Genomic DNA, 2,962 nt, shown 5'->3' with positions numbered 1-2,962 from the left:
AAGGCCGGCGAGATCAGCCAGGACGAGCAGAAGAAGATGGAGGCCGAGGTCCAGAAGGACACCGACGCCGCCATCAAGCGCGTCGATGAGGCCCTGAAGGTCAAGGAACAGGAGATCATGCAGGTCTGACGCCCCCCGTCCGACCTGTCTGTGCCCATGGACAGCCCCGCCTATTCCGTCCCGTCCGGCAAACCCGGCCCCCACCACGTCGCCCTGATCATGGACGGCAACGGGCGCTGGGCCGAGGCGCGTGGCCTGCCGCGCGCCATGGGGCACCGCGAGGGGGTGCAGGCGCTGAAGCGGACGGTACAGGCCGCGCCCGATCTGGGCATCCGCTGCCTGACGGTGTTTGGTTTCTCGACCGAGAACTGGCGTCGTCCGGCGGAAGAGGTCATCGACCTGATGGGGCTGGTCCGGTCCTATGTGGCCAGCGACCTGAAACGGCTGGAAAAGGAGGGCGTGCGGGTGCGGGTCCTCGGGCGTCGCACGGGCCTGCCCGCCGACATCGCCGCCATCGTGGAGCGGGCCGAGGCCACGACAGCGCACAACGACAAATTCCTGTTGCAGGTCGCCTTCAACTACGGGGGGCGTGCCGACATCGTCGATGCAGCCCAGAAGCATGTGGAGCGGGTGCTGGCGGGCCAGGCGACCGGCCCGCTGGATGAGGACACGCTGGGGCTGGGCCTGTCGACGGCGGGCGCTCCGCCGGTGGATGTGATTGTGAGGACTTCGGGCGAGCAGCGACTGTCGAACTTCCTCCTGTGGGAAGCCGCCTATGCCGAGCTGGTTTATCAGAATGTGCTGTGGCCGGATTACGGGGCGGCGGCCCTGGCCGACGTCGTCCAGCAGTATCTGAACCGCGATCGCCGTTTCGGCGGGGTGACGCCGACCACGGCACCGGCGCTCGTCAGCGGCTGATGGCGGTCCGCGCCGGCGACATCGGGCTGAGAGCCGCCTCTGCGATCGTGCTGGCTCCGGCCGCCGTGCTGGCCATCTGGCTGGGTGGTCTGTGGTTCCTGGCCCTGATGCTGCTGGCCTGCGGATTGCTGGCGGTCGAATGGTCGACGATGAGTGCTGCGCGGGCCTGGCGGGTCATGGCCGGGGCCGTCGGCTTCGGGCTGATCGCGGGCGTCATCGCCGCCTATGCCAATCAGCTGTCGCTGGCGCTGGTCTTGCTGGTGTTCGGAGCCTCCGCCGCCGGGGTCTATGCCCGCAGCCGCGGGCAGGAGGCGCTGGATGCGGCCTATGGGGTGCTTTATCTCGGTTGGCCTGCCGTCCTGCTGATCTGGCTGAGAGATGGCGACACCGCCATCGGCCTGTCCTGGACGGTGTTCGCCTTTGCCGTCGCCTGGTCGTCGGACGTCATGGCCTACCTGGTCGGTAGTCTGGTCGGCGGGCCCAAGCTGTGGCCGCGCTTTTCGCCCAACAAGACCTGGTCGGGCTTCATCGGCGGCTTGGCCGCCGGGACTGCGGCCGGGGCCATTATGGCAGGCGTGTTTCCCGCGTGGTTCGCCTTCTGGCCCGACATGGGCCTCAGCGCCGTCTGGGGGGCCATGCTGGGCTTCGCGGCGGCCGTTGCGACCATGGCCGGCGACCTTTGGGAATCGGCTCTGAAGCGGCGTTTCGGCGTCAAGGATGCGGGCAATCTGATCCCAGGCCATGGCGGCTTGCTGGACCGGGTCGACGGACTGATGTTCGCCGTCGTCGTGGTCGCCTGCGGACGTTTGATCGCCATTCACTGGGGTGGCAGCGTATGATCCGGCGTCGAGTCACGGTGCTCGGCTCTACCGGCTCGGTGGGCTGTTCGACGCTTGAGCTGATGGATCAGGCCGAGCGGGCCGGGACAGGCGCTTTCGACGTCGAGGCCCTAACGGGCGGTGCCAATATCGCGCGGCTGGCGGAACAGGCGCGGCGCTGGAAGCCGCTCATCGCCGTGACGGCCGACCCCGCGCGACTGGACGATCTGCGTGACGCGCTTTCGGGCACAGGCATCGAGACGGCTGCGGGCGACAACGCCATTGTCGAGGCAGCGACCCGTCCGGCTGACTGGACCATGGCCGCCATCGTCGGTGCGGCGGGCCTGCGCTCAGCGTGGGCGGCGGCCACAACGGGGGCGACGCTGGCGCTGGCCAACAAGGAGAGTCTGGTCTGCTGCGGCCCGGCCTTGATCCACCGGGTAAAAGCTAGCGGTGGACGGCTGCTCCCCGTCGATTCCGAGCACTCCGCCATCTTTCAGGTCTTCCCGCATGAGGCCCCAGAGCAGGTCGAACGCCTGATACTGACCGCTTCGGGCGGGCCATTCCGGACCACGCCTCGCGAAGCCCTGACCGGCATTACGCCCGAACAGGCCGTGGCCCATCCGAACTGGAGTATGGGGGCCAAGATTTCGGTCGACAGCGCCACCATGGCCAACAAGGGCCTGGAAATGATCGAGGCGGCCTATCTGTTCGACATGCCCGCCGACCGCATCGATGTCGTCGTCCATCCGGAATCGATCATCCACAGTCTGGTCGAGTACGTCGACGGCTCGACGTTGGCCCAGATGGGGCCGCCGGACATGAAGACGCCGATCGCCTGCGCCCTGGCGTGGCCCGACCGCCTGGCCTGGCCCGCGCCCAAGCTTGATCTCGCCGCCTTGGGCAAGATGACGTTCGAGGCACCGGACGAGGACAGGTTTCCAGCCCTGGCTCTGGCCCGTCAGGCGCTGGAGGCGGGAGGTGTCGCGCCCATCGTCTTCAATGCGGCCAATGAGGTCGCGGCCCTGGCCTTTCTCGACCGAAGGCTGACCTTTCTCAATATTGCCGCAGTCGTCGCCGACACCATGGAACAGATGACGGGATCGGTTACGCTTCCGGATCACGGGGATGCCTGCGATTCTGCGCTGGCCATCGACACGATGGCCAGGCAGGCGGCCGAAGCGGTCGTTCTCAGGCTGAGCAAGGCGGCGTGAGCCGAGACGGGG

4 protein-coding genes are annotated in these 2,962 nt (G+C 67.8%); all 4 read left to right on the top strand.

The window, feature by feature from the left end; translation table 11 throughout:
• Nucleotides 1-129, top strand: a 129-nt coding sequence (locus JHC81_RS14245) for a ribosome recycling factor (RefSeq protein ID WP_366466340.1), incomplete at its 5' end; no start/stop codon positions are given.
• A gap of 27 nt (nucleotides 130-156) precedes the next feature.
• Complete coding sequence (uppS, locus tag JHC81_RS14240) at nucleotides 157-918, top strand: polyprenyl diphosphate synthase (RefSeq protein WP_292175773.1); 762 nt, start codon at nucleotides 157-159, stop codon at nucleotides 916-918.
• Nucleotides 918-1,757 carry a phosphatidate cytidylyltransferase gene (locus tag JHC81_RS14235; RefSeq protein WP_292175771.1) on the top strand — a complete coding sequence of 280 codons (840 nt, stop codon included), beginning with the start codon at nucleotides 918-920 and terminating at the stop codon, nucleotides 1,755-1,757. The genes uppS and JHC81_RS14235 overlap by 1 nt, the downstream gene beginning before the upstream one ends.
• Nucleotides 1,754-2,950, top strand: coding sequence for a 1-deoxy-D-xylulose-5-phosphate reductoisomerase (gene dxr / locus JHC81_RS14230; RefSeq protein ID WP_292175769.1), 1,197 nt, complete (start codon nucleotides 1,754-1,756; stop codon nucleotides 2,948-2,950). Before JHC81_RS14235 ends, dxr begins: the two co-directional genes overlap by 4 nt.
• The last annotated feature ends 12 nt before the right edge of the window (nucleotides 2,951-2,962 follow it).

Origin of the sequence: Brevundimonas sp., from assembly GCF_016463295.1 — a bacterium.
Classification (GTDB): Bacteria; Pseudomonadota; Alphaproteobacteria; order Caulobacterales; family Caulobacteraceae; genus Brevundimonas.
Note: the sequence above shows the minus strand (reverse complement) of the source record. Positions and strands in the feature narration are given on the sequence as shown.

Coding starts and splice junctions, on each gene's coding strand:
- uppS (WP_292175773.1), top strand. CDS start 157: ATGGACAGCCCCGCCTATTCCGTCCCGTCCGGCAAACCCGGCCCCCAC.
- dxr (WP_292175769.1), top strand. CDS start 1,754: ATGATCCGGCGTCGAGTCACGGTGCTCGGCTCTACCGGCTCGGTGGGC.
- JHC81_RS14235 (WP_292175771.1), top strand. CDS start 918: ATGGCGGTCCGCGCCGGCGACATCGGGCTGAGAGCCGCCTCTGCGATC.